We start from the raw sequence: 15,273 nt of genomic DNA, 5'->3' as shown, positions 1-15,273 counted from the left end.
GGACTCACATGGTCCGAAGCGGGCCGGGACGGGTCGTTCTCAACTCGTGAAGCCGATCCGCGCGAGGCGCAGGGGGCCGCGCAGCCCGAGGCGCAGATCGTGTACGCCGGCGGCGGTGGCCGGAACGGTGAGGGTGGTGTAGTCGTACGGGCCCGACGTGGGGCTGTCCAGGACGACCACCGCGAGTACCGGGCCGCCGTCCAGGGACAGTTCGACCGAGCCCTCGCCCGCCACCTCCACGCTCACCCGCGTCACACCAGTGCCGAAGTCGCAGTCACGGTAGAGCAGTTCGCCCGGTCTGCCGGGAGCGGGTGTCACCGCGTCGCCCGTCGTCCTCGTCCGGTCGACGATCTCGATGCCCGACTGCTCGTCGAAGTCGGCGGCGTTCAGGCCGTGTTGCAGGACCGGGCGCGGAGTGCCGGGCTCTCCGTCGAGGATGAGGGTGGTACGGATGCGGATGTCCTCGCCGGAGGCGCCGACGAGGAAGTCGTACGGGCCTGGCTCCAGACGCCGGCGGCCCAGTGACACGTCCCAGAACTCCAGTGTGGAGAGGGGGACTTCGAAGGTCAGGGCAGCTTTTTCACCGGGCGCGAGCGTGATGCGGCGGTGGGCGGCCAGCTCCCGGCGCGGCCGCGGGACCGACGGGTTCACGGCGCGGGTGTAGAGCTGGGCGACCTCGTCGGCGGTGACGCCCCCGTGGTTGGTGACCGTGAAGGACACGCGCACCGTGTCCTGCCCGACCCGGACCGTCAGGTCTCCGTATCCGAACGAGGCGTACGACAGCCCGTGTCCGAAGGGGAACAGCGGGGTGCCCTCGAAGTACAGGTACGTCTGGCGGCTGCCGATCACGTCGTAGTCGAGCAGGTCCGGCAGGTCGGAGTCGTCCGCGTACCAGGTCTGCGGGAGCCGGCCGGCGGGGGAGGAGTCACCGGCCAGCACCCGGGCCAGGGCGGTGCCCGCCGCCTGGCCGCCGTGGGCGGTCCACAGCACCGCCCGCAGGGGAGCGGGGTCGACCGCGTACGGGTACGACGAGACCAGCACCAGCGCCGTGTTCCGGTTCGTGGTGCGGGCCGCGCGCAGCAGCCGCTCCTGGTGCTCCGGCAGCCGCAGGGTCGTACGGTCCTGCGTCTCCCGGCCGTTGATGTGCGGGTCGTTGCCCGCCACCACCAGCACCACGTCGGCCCGGCCGGCCGCGCGCGCCACCGCCTCCTCCCCGCGCTCGGACACGACGAGCTCGAAGACCTCCGCGGCCTCCGCGCCGTCCGGCCCGTTCTCCTCGGCGATCCTCACGCCGTCGGCGGTGACATGGACGTGGCGACCGGTCCCGATGTGCCGCAGGAGGTGCCCGCCGCGGTGCGGTTCGAGGCGGAACGTCTCCTGCACCACCCAGCCGCCGGGCTGGTCGGCCGAGGCGCGCACACAACCGTCGCCGGCCACCGACAGGTAGCGGCCGTCCGGTGCGCGCAGGGTCAGGACGCCCTCGCCCCAGTCCATCAGGGACAGCACGGTGCCGGTGGCGTCGGTGGTGAGCGGCGGCAGATCGGTGCGGCCGGCCAGCAGGGCCGGGTCCAACGCCCCCTCCGCGCCGCGCGTCGTACCTTCGGCCTTCCCGGGCGGCACGTGCAGGAAGCGGCCGTCGGCCGTGCGCAGCCGCACCCGGTCCAGCCCCTCCGCGAACTCGACGCGCTCGGCGCCGAACCGCTCGTACAGACCCTCCAGCGGTGTGGACCGGCGCAGCAGCGTTCCGCTGTACCAGTCGAGCTTGCACTCGTCGGCGAGCGGGCCGACCACGGCGACGCGGGCGCCGGCGGCCAGGGGCAGCAGCCCGTCGTTGCTCAGCAGCACGACCGCCTGCTCGGCGGCCTCCAGCGCGAGCGCCCGGTGCTCGAGTGTGTCGAACTCCCCGGTGCCGGCGTGCGGATCCTCTCGCGGGTCGAACTCCCCGAGCCGGAAGCGCACCGAGAGCTGCCGGCGCACGGCCGTTTCGACGTCGGCCTCGGTCAGCAGGCCCTGCTCCAGGGCGCCCCGCACCCGCGCCACGGTCTTCGCCGGATCCGTGCCGTGGTCGGTGAGGCTGTCCACGCCGGCCAGCAGCGCGGCCGCGGTGGCCTCCTCGTGCGTGGCGAAGTAGTGCTCGGAGCCGACCAGGTTGGAGGGCGCGCCCGCGTCCGAGCAGACCAGCAGGTCCTCTTCGGTCCAGGTGCGCAGATGCTCGCGCAGGTACGGCGAGACGTGGTTGGGGCGGCCGTTGACCAGGTTGTAGGCGGGCATCACACCGGCCACCGCGCCCGCCGCCACCGCCTCGCGGAAGGCCCGCAGGTCGTACTCGTGCAGGACGCGCGGGCGCACCGAGGAGGACGTGGTGTCCCGGCGGGTCTCGTTGTTGTGTGCCAGTCAGTGCTTGAGGACCGGCGCCGTGCGCCAGTACGTCGGATGGCCGCCGCGCAGGCCGCGGGTGTAGGCGACGGCGATCGCCGACGTCAGCCTCGGATCCTCCGAGTAGCCCTCCTCGTTGCGGCCCCACAGCGGGTGGCGCAGCGGATTCACCACCGGCGCCCAGACGTTGAGGCCGACGCGGTCGTCGCGGGCGCGCATCGCCCGGACCTCGCGGGACACCGCCTCGCCGATCCGTCGCACCAGGTCGTCGTTCCAGGTGGCGCCGAGCCCTGTGGGAAGCCCGCCTCGCCACCGACTTCGCCCATCCCGAGCACGACCTCACCGCCTACCGGCTCGTCGTCGTCCCCCAGCTCTACCTGCTCACCGACGCGGCGATCGACAACCTCCTGGCGTACGTCGCCGGCGGCGGCACCCTCGCGTGCGGTTTCCTCACCGGGGTCGCCGACGAGGACGACCGCATTCGCCCCGGCGGCATGGATCCGCGGCTGCGCGAACTGTTCGGCATCCGCACGCTGCACGAGTGGTGGCCGCTGGACGCGGGGGAGAGCGTCGCGTGCGCGGGCGGACTGCGCGGGACGCTGTGGTCGGAGGAGATCGAGGCCGCCGGCACCGCCGACGAGACGGTCCCGTACCAGGGCGGCGAGCTCGACGGGCTGCCCGCCGTGCTCCGCCGGGACCGCGCCTGGTACGTCTCCACCCTCCCGGAGCCCGAGGCGCTGCGCGCCCTGCTCACCCGCGTCGCCGCCACTGCGGGCGCCCGCCCGGTGCTGGACGGGCTGCCCGCCGGGGTCGAGGCCGTCCGGCGCGGCGAGCTGCTGTTCCTGCTCAACCACGGGCGCGAGCCGGTGACCGTCGACGTGCCGGGCACCCACCGCGACCTGCTCACCGGGGCGCCCGTGACCGGCCGCACGACGCTCGGACGGTACGGAGCGGCGGTGCTGAAACCGTGACGGGCGGACTTCGGCACGGAACCTGGGAACCCCTCCCGGCTGCCCGCTGGGAGGACGCCTTCCTCAGCGGCAACGGCCACCACGGCGCCCTGGTGTTCGGCGATCCGGACGACGACCGCGTGATCGTCACCCATCACACCCTCGTCCGCCCCAACGGCGGCGAGCACGCCAGGCCCCCGCTCCTCGCCGATGAACTGCCCGCTCTCCAGGACCGGTTGCTCGCCGGTGACCGCACCGCTGCCGAGTCCTTCACGGATGGACGGGCGTTGCAGTGGGTGCAGCCCTTCCACCCGGCCTTCCGGATCCGGCTGAGCCGCCCGCCCCGCGCCCGGCAGGTCCCCCGCGTTCTCGACCCCGCTCGAACAAGGGGGACTCTCTTCCGCCGCTCGGTCGACTTCACCAGCGGCGAGGCGACGGCCGTGTGCGGGGACCGGATCAGCCGCGTCTTCGTCTCCCGCGCCGACGACGTGATCGTCCAGCACGTCACCGCGCCCGGTCCCACGCTCGACGTCCGCCTGGACCACCGGCTGCCCGGCGTGCCGCCCGGCCTCGGCGTCGGCCACGGGGCGCTGCTCACCGCCGAGGGCGCGGTACTGAGCCTGCACGCCCGCTACCCCGGCAGCGACCGCGCCTACACCGGCGTGCTGCTGATCGCCGTCACCGATGGCGCCACGGCGCTCGCCCCGCCCGGAGTGCGCGTCACCGGCGCGGACTCGGTGCTGCTGCTCACCCGGGTGCGCCGGCACACCGGCGAACCGGCCGTGACCGAGGATGCCGGGGCCCTGCTCGACCTGCTGACCGGGCGGGCGTACGACGACCTCCTCGAACGCCATCTGCCCGCGCACCGCTCCGCCTACCACCGCGTCACCCTCGACCTGCGCGGCGAGCCCACCGAACGCGCCCTGCCGGGATCGGAGTTGCTGAAACGGACGGGCAGCGCGGCCCTGGCGGAGCGGCTGTTCGCGGCGGGCCGCTACCATCTGCTCTCCGCCAGCGGCCTGCTCCCGCCCCGGCTCACCGGACTGTGGACCGGCGACTGGCACACGGCCTGGTCCGGCGCGTTCACCACGGACGCCAACCTCAACCTCCAGACCGCCTCCGCCGCCGCGGCCGGCCTCCCCGAGGTCGGCGAGGCCCTGGCCCGGCTCGTCGAGGCACAACTCCCCGACTGGCGGGACAACGCCCGCGCGATCTTCGGCACCCGGGGGGCCGTCGCGCCCGCGCACACCGACGGCGAGTCCGGCCACGCGTACCACTTCAGCCGTGAGTACCCGCTGCACCTGTGGACCGCCGGCGCCGACTGGCTGCTCAAGCCGCTCGTCGACCTCGACGAGACACGCGGCGCCCAGGACCCCCGCACCGCCGCCGCGCTCGCCGAAGTCGCCCGGTTCTACGAGGACTTCCTCACCCGCACCGACGAGCACGGCCACCTCGTGGTCGTCCCCTCCTACTCGCCCGAGAACCGCCCCGCCAACGCGAGCTGGGGCACGCTCAACGCGGCCATGGACCTCTCCGCCGCCCGGCACGCCCTGCGGACGGCCGCCGCCTACCACCCCGGCACCCCCGACGCCGACCGCTGGCAGGCCCTCGCCGACCGCCTCCCACCGCACCGGATCAACGCCGACGGCGCCCTAGCCGAATGGGCGTGGCCCGGCCTGGCGGACGCCTACGACCACCGCCACCTCAGCCACCTCTACGCCGTCTGGCCGCTGGACGAGATCGACCCCCACGACACCCCGGACCTGGCCGCCGCCGCCCACCGCGCCCTCGCGTTGCGCGGCGCGGAGAACGACTCGGCCCACGGCCACCTCCACCACGCCCTGATCGCGGCCCGCCTCGGCGACGGCGACCGCGTCGGCCGCGCCCTTCGGAACGTACTGGAGGGCGACTACTTCCACGCCTCCCTGATGAGCGCCCACTACCCGGACCGGAACGTCTACAACGCCGACGCCGCCCACGCCCTGCCCGCCGTACTGGTCGAGACGCTGGTGCGGTCCACCCCGGACCGGCTGGTCCTGCTGCCCGCGCTCCCGCCGGCGTACCCGGAGGGCGAACTGCGCGGGATCCGTACCCGGTTCGGGGCCGAAGTCGACCTGGCCTGGAGCCCTGACGCGGCCACGGCGCTGCTGCGTCCCACCCGCACCCTCCGCGTCGACCTGAGGACTCCCTCCTGCGCACGGCCGCTCGACCTGGTCGCCGGAGAGGCCCGCGCCCTCGATCTGAGGACGTGGTGACCCCCCGCAACTCCCCCCACCCATGGAAGGGACACCACCATGGCAACACGCACCCGGAGCAGGCTCTCCACGGCGCTGCTCGCGCCCGCCCCTCGCCCTCGGCGCCACCGTCGGCCTCGCCTCCGCCCCTGCCCAGGCCGCCGTCTGGAACTCCTGCGACCAGTGGGGCAACACCACGCTCAACGGCTACACGCTGTACAACAACATCTGGGGCTCCGGCACCGGCAGCCAGTGCATCTGGGCCAACTCCGGCACCAGCTGGGGCGTGTGGGCGAACCACCCCAACACGGGCGGCATCAAGTCCTACCCGAACGCCAAGAAGGTGGTCAACAAGCCGATCACCTCGCTCGCCTCGCTCACCAGCGGCTACAACGTCACCGTCCCGTCCTCCGGCGCGTACAACACCTCGTACGACATCTGGGACACCGGCTACAAGTACGAGGTCATGCTCTGGGTCAACAAGACCGGGGCCGTCGGCCCGCTCGGCAGCTCCCAGGGCAGCGTCACCCTAGGCGGCTCGACCTGGAGCGTCTACAAGGGCAACAACGGCTCGAACGACGTCTTCTCGTTCATCCGCAGCTCCAACTCCAGTTCCGGCACGGTGAACATCCTGCCCATCCTGAAGTGGATCAAGGACACCAAGGGCTGGTTCGGCAACGTGACCATCGGGGACGTGCAGTTCGGCTACGAGATCACGTCGTCGTCCGGCGGACTGGACTTCACCACCAACAGCCTCACGGTCAGCAGCAGCTGACCCGGGGCCCATGAGTGTGCGGCCGGTCCCGCATAGGGGAGGGACCGGCCGCACGTCCGTGTCCGGGCCGCGCTACCCGGCGAACGGCAGCTCGGCTCCGTCCCGCAGGAACAGCGGGATCCGGTCCAGCGGGGCGTCGACCGTCACGGCCGTACCGCCCGCGTACTCCCGGCCGGTCCACGCGTCGGTCCACCGCGCGCCCGCCGGGAGGTACGCGGTGCGGGCCGTGGCCCCGGCCGTCAGCACCGGGGCGACCAGCAGGTCCCGGCCGAGGAGGTAGGAGTCGTCCGCCGTCCACGCCGTCTGGTCCGCGGGGAACTCCAGGAACAGCGGCCGCATCACCGGCAGCCCCTCCTCGTGGGCCTCCCGCATGACCTCCAGCACGTACGGCTTCAGGCGCTCGCGCAGCCGCAGGTACTTCTCCAGGACGGGGTACGCCCGCTCGCCGTACGACCAGACCTCGTTGGGGCCGCCGGTCATCTCCGGGCCCAGCGGCATGCCCGGGTCCCGGAAGCCGTGCAGCCTCATCAGCGGGGACAGCGCGCCGAACTGGAACCAGCGCACGAGCAGCTCCTGGTAGGCGGGATCGTCCGGGTCGCCGCCGTGGAAGCCGCCGATGTCGGTGTTCCACCAGGGGATCCCGGACAGTGCGGTGTTCAGGCCGGCCGCGATCTGGCGGCGCAGGGTCGCGAAGTCGGTGCCGATGTCACCGGACCACAGGGCGGCGCCGTGGCGCTGACTGCCCGCCCACGCCGAGCGGTTGAGGGTGATCACCTCGTCCACGCCGGCGGCGCGCAGGCCCTCCTCGAAGGCGCGGGAGTTCTCCGCCGGATAGAGGTTGCCGACCTCCAGGCCGGGGCCCGCCCAGTAGCGCAGGTTCTCGGCGAAGCCCGGCTTCAGCTCCGGCTCGCAGGCGTCCAGCCAGAACGCCGTGATGCCGTACGGGTCCAGGTAGTTCTCCTTGATCCTGGACCACACGAACGCGCGTGCCTCGGGGTTGGTGGCGTCGTAGAAGGCCACCTGGACGGTGGAGGCGACCTGCTTGTCCGGCCATTCGGCGTGCGCCATCGGGCCGTACTGGGTGCCGATGAAGTAGCCGCGCTGCTCCATCACCGGGTGGTTCTCGCTCAGCGGGGACACCGACGGCCAGACGGACACCACCAGCTTGATGCCGAGGTCCGCCAGCTCGCGCACCATCGCCGCCGGGTCCGGCCACTCCTCGGGGTCGAACTTCCACTCGCCCAGGTGGGTCCAGTGGAAGAAGTCGCAGACGATCGCGTCGATGGGCAGATTCCGCCGCTTGTACTCCCGGGCCACCTCGAGGAGTTCGTCCTGGGTGCGGTAGCGCAGCTTGCACTGCCAGAAGCCGGCCGCCCACTCGGGCAGCATGGGCGTACGTCCGGTCACCGCGCTGTAGCGGCGCTGGGCGTCGCCCGGGGAGCCCGCGGTGATCCAGTAGTCGATCTGGCGGGCGGAGTCCGCCACCCAGCGGGTGCCGTTCCCGGCCAGCTCCACGCGGCCGATGGCCGGGTTGTTCCACAGCAGGGTGTAGCCGCGGCTGGAGGTGAGCACGGGGATGGTGACCTCGGCGTTGCGCTGGACCAGGTCGACGACCAGCCCCTTCTGGTCCAGCCGGCCGTGCTGGTGCTGGCCGAGGCCGTACAGCCTCTCGTCGTCGTAGGCGGAAAAGCGCTGCTCCAGGCGGTGGTGGCCGTTGCCGACGGCGGTGTAGAGGCGGGAGCCGGGCCACCAGAAGTGGGCCCGCTCCTCCGCCAGCAGCTCCGTGAGGTCGTCCGTGCGCAGGAAGCGGACCAGGCCCGCGGCGTCGACGTCGACCGTGAGCGCGCCGACGGTCAGGCGCCCCCGGCCGTCCTCGATCTTGACGGTGCTCTCGGTGGCCGGCGCGTGGGCCAGGAGCGCGCCGGGCAGGCCGTCCAGGACCGGGCCCCCGAGCCGGGCGCGCACCCGGACCGCGTCCGGCCCCCACGGCTCGATGCGTACGGTCTCCTGGCGGCCGCTCCACTCCAGCACGCCGTCCCGGTCGCGGAACATGCCGACCGTGGGGGAGGACTGGGCGAGGCTGACCGGGCCGTGCGGGGGCTGGGTCTCGGCATGCTGGTTCACCGGGTTCCTCCGAGGATGCCCCGCCCTTCAGAGCGGGGAGGAATGGGACGGGCCGGTATGCTCTCCGGCGTGCTGAGCGAGAACCAAGCTGGCACAGCAACTCCTTCGCTTGCAGTGCCAAACCGGGCTGGTTACACCCCGGCTGGTGTTGATCGTGTAAGACCTGCTGGTCCGCTGGATCCGCAGGCGACGTGAGCCAGGAATCTCCCTGCTTCAGCTGGGAGAGGGTTCAAGAGTGCTCCTTGAAGGAGTGGGTGGGGGCGGAGGCGTCCTGGGCGGGCCGGGGCCGGAGCGGACCGGTGTCAGGAGCCGGAGTGGACCGGCCCCGAACTCGCCCGGACCGTCAACTCGGGCGCGATGAGCACCACTTCGTCCGTGCCGTGCCCGTCGAGCTTGGCCACCAGGTGCGCGACGGCGTGCCGGCCCATCTCCTGGGCGGGGATGCCCACCGAGGTCAGGCGCACCGAGGCCTGGACGGCGACCTGGTCCGGGCAGATCGCGACCACCGACACGTCCTCGGGGACCGCGCGGCCCTGCTGGCGCAGCAGGGCGAGCAGGGGTTCGACGGCGGACTCGTTCTGCACGACGAAGCCGGTGGTGCCGGGGCGCTCGTCGAGTATCCGGGCCAGGGTCACCGCCATCGCGTCGTACCCGCCCTCGCACGGGCGGTGCAGCAGGCCCAGGCCCAGCTCGCGGGCCCGGGAGCGCAGACCGTCGAGGGTGCGCTCGGCGAAGCCGGTGTGCCGTTCGTAGACCGCGGGCGCCTCGCCGATGACGGCGATGTCACGGTGCCCGAGCAGTGCCAGGTGCTCCACGCACAGCGCGCCCGTCGCACCCCAGTCCAGGTCCACGCAGGTCAGCCCGGTGGTTTCGGCGGGCAGCCCGATCAGGACCGACGGCTGGTCGGTCCCGCGCAGCAGCGGCAGCCGTTCGTCGTCCAGCTCGACGTCCATCAGGATCATGGCGTCGGCGAGTCCGCTGCCGGTGACCCGGCGCACCGCGTCGGGGCCCTCCTCACCGGTGAGCAGCAGCACGTCGTAGCCGTGCGTGCGGGCGGTGGTCGCCACGGCGATGGCGATCTCCATCATCACCGGCACGTACATGTCGGTACGCAGCGGGATCATCAGGGCGATGATGTTGGACCTGCTGCTCGCCAGGGCGCGGGCGCCCGCGTTCGGGTGGTAGCCGAGCTCCCGGATGCTCTCCTCGACCCGCTGGCGGGTGCTCGCGGAGATGGACCGCTTGCCGCTGAGGACGTAGCTCACCGTGCTCGCCGAGACTCCGGCGTGCTGGGCGACCTCGGCGAGGGTGACCATCCAGCTCTCCAAGTTTTGTGAAGCGCTTCGACAGTGCGCGGTGCTGACATCGGGGCGTGAGAGTGGTTCGACAGTAACCCCGGCGAGGGTGGGTGTCCATAGCCTGTCGAAGCGCTTCGATTGTTTTCTTCCCTGGGTCCGGGGCGGGCCATCCGAACGGAGTACGCGAGTGGTCGTCACGCCCCGCACACAGGATGCTGGGGGTGGCATCACGCCGAAACAGACGGTGGACTGCGAGCGTCCGTACGCGTGGGGTGGTGGATCCGCCCGGTATCGGGTACATACGATCCAGTAGCACCGGTCGGTAACGTACCGCCCCCACATCCCTCTTCGCGGCGAGGTGAGCCTCATGTCCGCACCAACGTCCAACAAGCCCACCGTCACCGAGCGCGAGGCCCGCCAGGTGGCGGAGGCCGCCCGGGAGCAGGACTGGCGCAGGCCCAGCTTCGCCAAGGAGCTGTTCCTCGGCCGCTTCCGGCTCGACCTCATACATCCGCACCCGCTGCCGGCCGCCGACGACGCCCAGCGCGGCGAGGAGTTCCTGGCCAAGCTCCGCGACTTCTGCGAGACGAAGATCGACTCGGCCCGCATCGAGCGCGACGCGCGGATCCCGGACGAGGTCATCACCGGGCTCAAGGAGCTCGGCGCCCTCGGCATGAAGATCGACACCAAGTACGGCGGCCTCGGCCTGACCCAGGTCTACTACAACAAGGCACTCGCCCTGGCCGGCTCCGCCAGCCCCGCGATCGGCGCGCTGCTCTCCGCGCACCAGTCGATCGGTGTACCGCAGCCGCTGAAACTCTTCGGCACCCAGGAGCAGCGGGACACCTTCCTGCCGCGCTGCGCCCGCACCGACATCTCCGCCTTCCTGCTCACCGAGCCGGACGTCGGCTCCGACCCGGCGCGCCTGGCGACCATGGCGGTCCCGGACGGCGACGACTACATCCTCGACGGGGTCAAGCTCTGGACGACCAACGGGGTCGTGGCCGACCTCCTCGTCGTCATGGCGCGCGTGCCGAAGTCGGAGGGCCACCGGGGCGGCATCACCGCCTTCGTCGTCGAGGCCGCCTCCGAGGGCATCACGGTGGAGAACCGCAACGCCTTCATGGGCCTGCGCGGCATCGAGAACGGCGTCACCCGCTTCCACCGGGTCCGGGTTCCGGCCGCCCACCGCATCGGCGCCGAGGGTCAGGGCCTGAAGATCGCCCTGACCACCCTGAACACCGGCCGACTGTCCCTGCCGGCGATGTGCGCGGGCGCGGGCAAGTGGTGCCTGAAGATCGCCCGCGAGTGGTCCGCGGCGCGCGAGCAGTGGGGCAAGCCGGTCGCGCTGCACGAGGCGGTCGGCTCCAAGATCTCCTTCATCGCGGCCACCACCTTCGCGCTGGAGGCGGTGCTCGACCTGTCGTCCCAGATGGCCGACGAGAACCGCAACGACATCCGCATCGAGGCCGCCCTCGCCAAGCTCTACGGCTCCGAGATGGCCTGGCGGATGGCCGACGAACTGGTCCAGATCCGCGGCGGCCGCGGCTTCGAGACGGCCGCGTCCCTCGCCGCCCGCGGGGAACGCGCGGTGCCCGCCGAGCAGATGCTGCGCGACCTGCGCATCAACCGCATCTTCGAGGGCTCCACCGAGATCATGCACCTGCTGATCGCGCGCGAGGCGGTCGACGCCCACCTCTCGGTCGCCGGCGACCTCATCGACCCGGACAAGACCCTCTCGGACAAGGCGAGGGCGGGCGCGAACGCGGGCGTCTTCTACGCCAAGTGGCTGCCCAAGCTGGTCGCGGGCCCGGGCCAGCTCCCGCGCTCGTACGCCGAGTTCCACCCGCCCGGGCACCTCGACCTCTCCGGCCATCTGCGCTACGTCGAACGCCACGCCCGCAAGCTCGCCCGCTCCACCTTCTACGCCATGTCCCGCTGGCAGGGCCGGATGGAGACCAAGCAGGGCTTCCTCGGCAGGGTCGTCGACATCGGCGCCGAACTGTTCGCGATGAGCGCGGCCTGCGTCCGCGCCGAGCTCCTGCGCTCCCAGGGCGACCACGGCCGCGAGGCCTACCAGCTCGCCGACGCCTTCTGCCGCCAGTCCCGCATCCGCGTCGCCGAACTCTTCGACCGCCTGTGGACCAACACCGACGACCTCGACCGCAAGGTCGTCAAGGGCGTCCTCGGCGGCGCCTACGCCTGGCTGGAGGAAGGGGTCATCGACCCGTCGGACGACGGCCCCTGGATCGCGGCGGCGGACCCCGGCCCGAGCGAACGGGAGAACGTGCACCGCCCGATCAGGTGACGGCCGGCCGCGGCCACGACACGCGGTACGGCCACCTGTCGGCGATCTCCACCGGTCACCCGCCGGCGATCTCCACCGGCCGCCCGGAGGCATCGGCCACCGGGCGGCCGACCGCGTCCGCCGGCGGGGGCGCGCCGTGCCGCGTCCCCGGCGCGGCGACCGGCGACTCGTTCCCCCTCCGGGAGGGACTCGCTGTCCGTTCGGGGAGCCGCTGCCGCCACAATGGGGGAATGAGCGACAGTCCAGCCCCTCTCGCCGACCCGCACCTCGTCTTCGACCCCGTCGCCGGGGACGGGCCCAAGGACGTGGTGGTCCTCGGGTCCACCGGGTCCATCGGCACCCAGGCCATCGACCTCGTACTGCGCAACCCGGACCGCTTCCGGGTCACCGGGCTCTCCGCCAACGGCGGACGGGTCGGTCTCCTCGCCGAGCAGGCGTACCGGCTGCGGGTGCGGACCGTCGCCGTGGCCCGCGAGGACGTCGTACCGGCCCTGCGCGAGGCGCTCGCCGCGCAGTACGGGACGTCCGAGCCGCTCCCCGAGATCCTCGCCGGACCGGACGCGGCCTCCCAGCTCGCCGCCTCCGACTGCCACACCGTCCTCAACGGCATCACCGGCTCCATCGGCCTCGCCCCGACCCTCGCCGCCCTGGAGGCGGGCCGCACCCTCGCGCTCGCCAACAAGGAGTCGCTCATCGTCGGCGGCCCGCTGGTCAAGGCGCTCGCCAAGCCCGGTCAGATCATCCCGGTGGACTCCGAGCACGCCGCCCTCTTCCAGGCGCTCGCGGCGGGGACACGGGCCGACGTGCGCAAGCTGGTCGTCACCGCCTCCGGCGGGCCCTTCCGCGGCCGGACCAAGGCCCAGCTCGCCGACGTCACCGTCGAGGACGCCCTCGCCCACCCCACCTGGGCGATGGGTCCGGTGATCACGGTCAACTCCGCCACTCTGGTCAACAAGGGGCTGGAGGTCATCGAGGCACACCTGCTGTACGACATTTCCTTCGATCGCATTGAGGTCGTCGTGCATCCGCAGTCGTATGTCCACTCGATGGTTGAGTTCACCGATGGATCCACCCTCGCCCAGGCGACGCCCCCCGACATGCGCGGGCCCATCGCCATCGGCCTGGGCTGGCCCGAACGCGTTCCCGACGCCGCGCCCGCCTTCGACTGGAGCAACGCGTCGACCTGGGAGTTCTTCCCGCTCGACAACGAGGCCTTCCCCTCCGTGGGGCTCGCCCGGCACGTGGGCCGGCTCGCCGGCACCGCCCCGGCCGTGTTCAACGCGGCCAACGAGGAGTGCGTCGACGCGTTTCTGCGCGGCACACTGCCCTTCAGCGGGATCATGGAGACCGTGACACAAGTGGTCGAGGAACACGGCACACCCCGCACGGGAACTACCCTGACGGTGCCGGACGTCCTCGAAGCGGAGACCTGGGCCCGCGCCAGGGCCCGGGAACTGACAGCGCGGACGGCGACAGCGGAGGCGCGTGCATGACGTCCTTGATGATGATCCTCGGCATAGTCGTCTTCGTGGTGGGCCTGCTGGTCTCGATCGCGTGGCACGAGCTGGGGCATCTGTCCACCGCCAAGCTCTTCGGCATCCGCGTGCCGCAGTACATGGTGGGATTCGGCCCGACGCTCTGGTCCCGCAGGAAAGGCGAGACGGAATACGGCATCAAGGCCATCCCGTTCGGCGGCTACATCCGCATGATCGGCATGTTCCCGCCGGGCGACGACGGCCGGATCACCGCCCGCTCCACCTCGCCCTGGCGCAGCATGATCGAAGACGCCCGCTCGGCGGCCTTCGAGGAACTCGGCCCCGGTGACGAGAAGCGCCTGTTCTACACACGTGCCCCGTGGAAGCGGGTCATCGTGATGTTCGCAGGCCCCTTCATGAACCTGATCCTCGCGGTCGCGCTGTTCCTGACCGTCCTCATGGGCTTCGGCATCTCGCAGCAGACGACCACCGTCAGCTCGGTCTCCCAGTGCGTCATCGCGCAGAGCGAGAACCGCGACAACTGCACGAAGTCCGACGCCCCGGCGCCGGCCGCGGCCGCGGGCCTGAAGGCGGGCGACAAGATCGTCTCCTTCAACGGGATGAAGACCGACAACTGGAACCAGCTGTCCGACCTGATCCGCGCCAACCCCGGCAAGGAGGTGTCGATCGTCGTCGACCGCAAGGGCCAGGACGTCACCCTGCACGCGAAGATCGCCACCAACCAGGTCGCCAAGAAGGACTCCCACGGCCAGATCGTGCAGGGGCAGTACGTCAGCGCCGGCTTCCTCGGCTTCAGCGCCGCCACCGGCATCGTCCGCCAGGACTTCGGCCAGTCCGTGACCTGGATGGGCGACCGGCTGGGCGAGGCCGTCCACTCCATCGCGAGCCTGCCCGGCAAGGTGCCGGCCCTGTGGAACGCGGCCTTCGACGGCGCTCCCCGCCAGCCCGACTCCCCGATGGGCGTGGTCGGCGCGGCCCGCGTCGGCGGCGAGATCTTCACCCTGGACATCCCGCCCACCCAGCAGCTGGCCATGGCCCTGATGCTGGTCGCCGGCTTCAACCTCTCCCTGTTCCTGTTCAACATGCTCCCGCTGCTCCCGCTGGACGGTGGGCACATCGCGGGGGCGCTGTGGGAGTCGCTGCGGCGGAATCTGGCGAGGGTGCTGCGCCGGCCGGACCCGGGTCCGTTCGACGTGGCGAAGCTGATGCCGGTGGCCTATGTGGTGGCGGGCGTCTTCGTCTGCTTCACGATCCTCGTCCTGATCGCTGACGTAGTTAACCCGGTCAAAATCTCCTAGCGGACCCCTGACGAAGGCGGCCGGACGGGTCTCCCGTCCGGCCGCCTTCCAATGAGTGGGTTTTGACGGGTGGGATGTGCTGGGGCACATGGACGTGCCGTAATCTCGATGCCTGGAGCCCGCCGCTGAACGAGGCCGGACCTTGATCCACGACTTGGGGTTGCACAGCAGATGACTGCGATTTCTCTCGGCATGCCGTCCGTTCCGACCAAGCTCGCCGAGCGCCGCAAGAGCCGGCAGATCCAGGTCGGCTCCGTGGCGGTGGGCGGGGACGCGCCGGTGTCGGTGCAGTCGATGACGACGACGCGTACGTCGGACATCGGCGCCACCTTGCAGCAGATCGCGGAGCTGACGGCTTCGGGCTGCCAGATCGTGCGGGTGGCGTGTCCGACGCAGGACGACGCGGACGCGCTG

At 71.9% G+C, this 15,273-nt stretch carries 7 protein-coding genes and 3 pseudogenes; 7 read left to right on the top strand and 3 right to left on the bottom strand.

Annotation, left to right across the window (positions count from 1 at the left end):
• Positions 1-39: 39 nt before the first annotated feature.
• Positions 40-2,667 (bottom strand): annotated as a pseudogene (locus tag ACWEK3_RS32630) (glycoside hydrolase family 3 C-terminal domain-containing protein); the annotation flags it as partial.
• On the opposite strand from ACWEK3_RS32630, the pseudogene ACWEK3_RS32625 reads away from it, so the two are divergent.
• The 3 genes and pseudogenes from ACWEK3_RS32625 to ACWEK3_RS32615 all read left to right on the top strand — a co-directional run.
• A pseudogene (locus ACWEK3_RS32625) lies at positions 2,655-3,347 on the top strand (beta-galactosidase); the annotation flags it as partial. The pseudogenes ACWEK3_RS32630 and ACWEK3_RS32625 sit on opposite strands and share 13 nt — an antisense overlap.
• A complete protein-coding gene (locus ACWEK3_RS32620; RefSeq protein WP_453251274.1) occupies positions 3,344-5,581 on the top strand; it encodes a glycosyl hydrolase family 95 catalytic domain-containing protein in 2,238 nt (745 codons plus the stop codon). The pseudogene ACWEK3_RS32625 and the gene ACWEK3_RS32620, both read left to right, overlap by 4 nt.
• 39 nt (positions 5,582-5,620) lie before the next feature.
• A pseudogene (locus ACWEK3_RS32615) lies at positions 5,621-6,335 on the top strand (glycoside hydrolase family 12 protein).
• 72 nt (positions 6,336-6,407) lie between these two features.
• On the opposite strand, the gene ACWEK3_RS32610 reads toward ACWEK3_RS32615, so the two are convergent.
• Both ACWEK3_RS32610 and ACWEK3_RS32605 read right to left on the bottom strand, forming a co-directional pair.
• Entirely contained in the window at positions 6,408-8,459 is a 2,052-nt protein-coding gene (locus tag ACWEK3_RS32610) for a glycoside hydrolase family 31 protein (protein WP_450541294.1), read from the bottom strand.
• Positions 8,460-8,761: 302 nt separating this feature from the next.
• Positions 8,762-9,775 carry a LacI family DNA-binding transcriptional regulator gene (locus ACWEK3_RS32605; RefSeq protein WP_453251273.1) on the bottom strand — a complete coding sequence of 338 codons (1,014 nt, stop codon included), beginning with the start codon at positions 9,773-9,775 and terminating at the stop codon, positions 8,762-8,764.
• Positions 9,776-10,124: 349 nt separating this feature from the next.
• Between ACWEK3_RS32605 and ACWEK3_RS32600 the strand changes: the two genes are divergently transcribed.
• From ACWEK3_RS32600 to ACWEK3_RS32585, 4 genes are all read left to right on the top strand, one after another.
• Positions 10,125-12,065, top strand: a complete 1,941-nt coding sequence (locus ACWEK3_RS32600; RefSeq protein WP_453251272.1) for an acyl-CoA dehydrogenase family protein — start codon at positions 10,125-10,127, stop codon at positions 12,063-12,065.
• A 230-nt stretch (positions 12,066-12,295) separates the two neighbouring features.
• Positions 12,296-13,558, top strand: a complete 1,263-nt coding sequence (gene dxr / locus ACWEK3_RS32595) for a 1-deoxy-D-xylulose-5-phosphate reductoisomerase (RefSeq protein ID WP_453251271.1) — start codon at positions 12,296-12,298, stop codon at positions 13,556-13,558.
• 8 nt (positions 13,559-13,566) lie between these two features.
• Positions 13,567-14,859, top strand: coding sequence for a M50 family metallopeptidase (locus tag ACWEK3_RS32590; RefSeq protein ID WP_453251291.1), 1,293 nt, complete (start codon positions 13,567-13,569; stop codon positions 14,857-14,859).
• 171 nt (positions 14,860-15,030) lie between these two features.
• On the top strand, positions 15,031-15,273 hold a 243-nt coding region (locus ACWEK3_RS32585; RefSeq protein ID WP_359863214.1), incomplete at its 3' end, for a flavodoxin-dependent (E)-4-hydroxy-3-methylbut-2-enyl-diphosphate synthase.

Source organism: Streptomyces sp. NPDC004721 (assembly GCF_053601495.1).
Note: the sequence above shows the minus strand (reverse complement) of the source record. Positions and strands in the feature narration are given on the sequence as shown.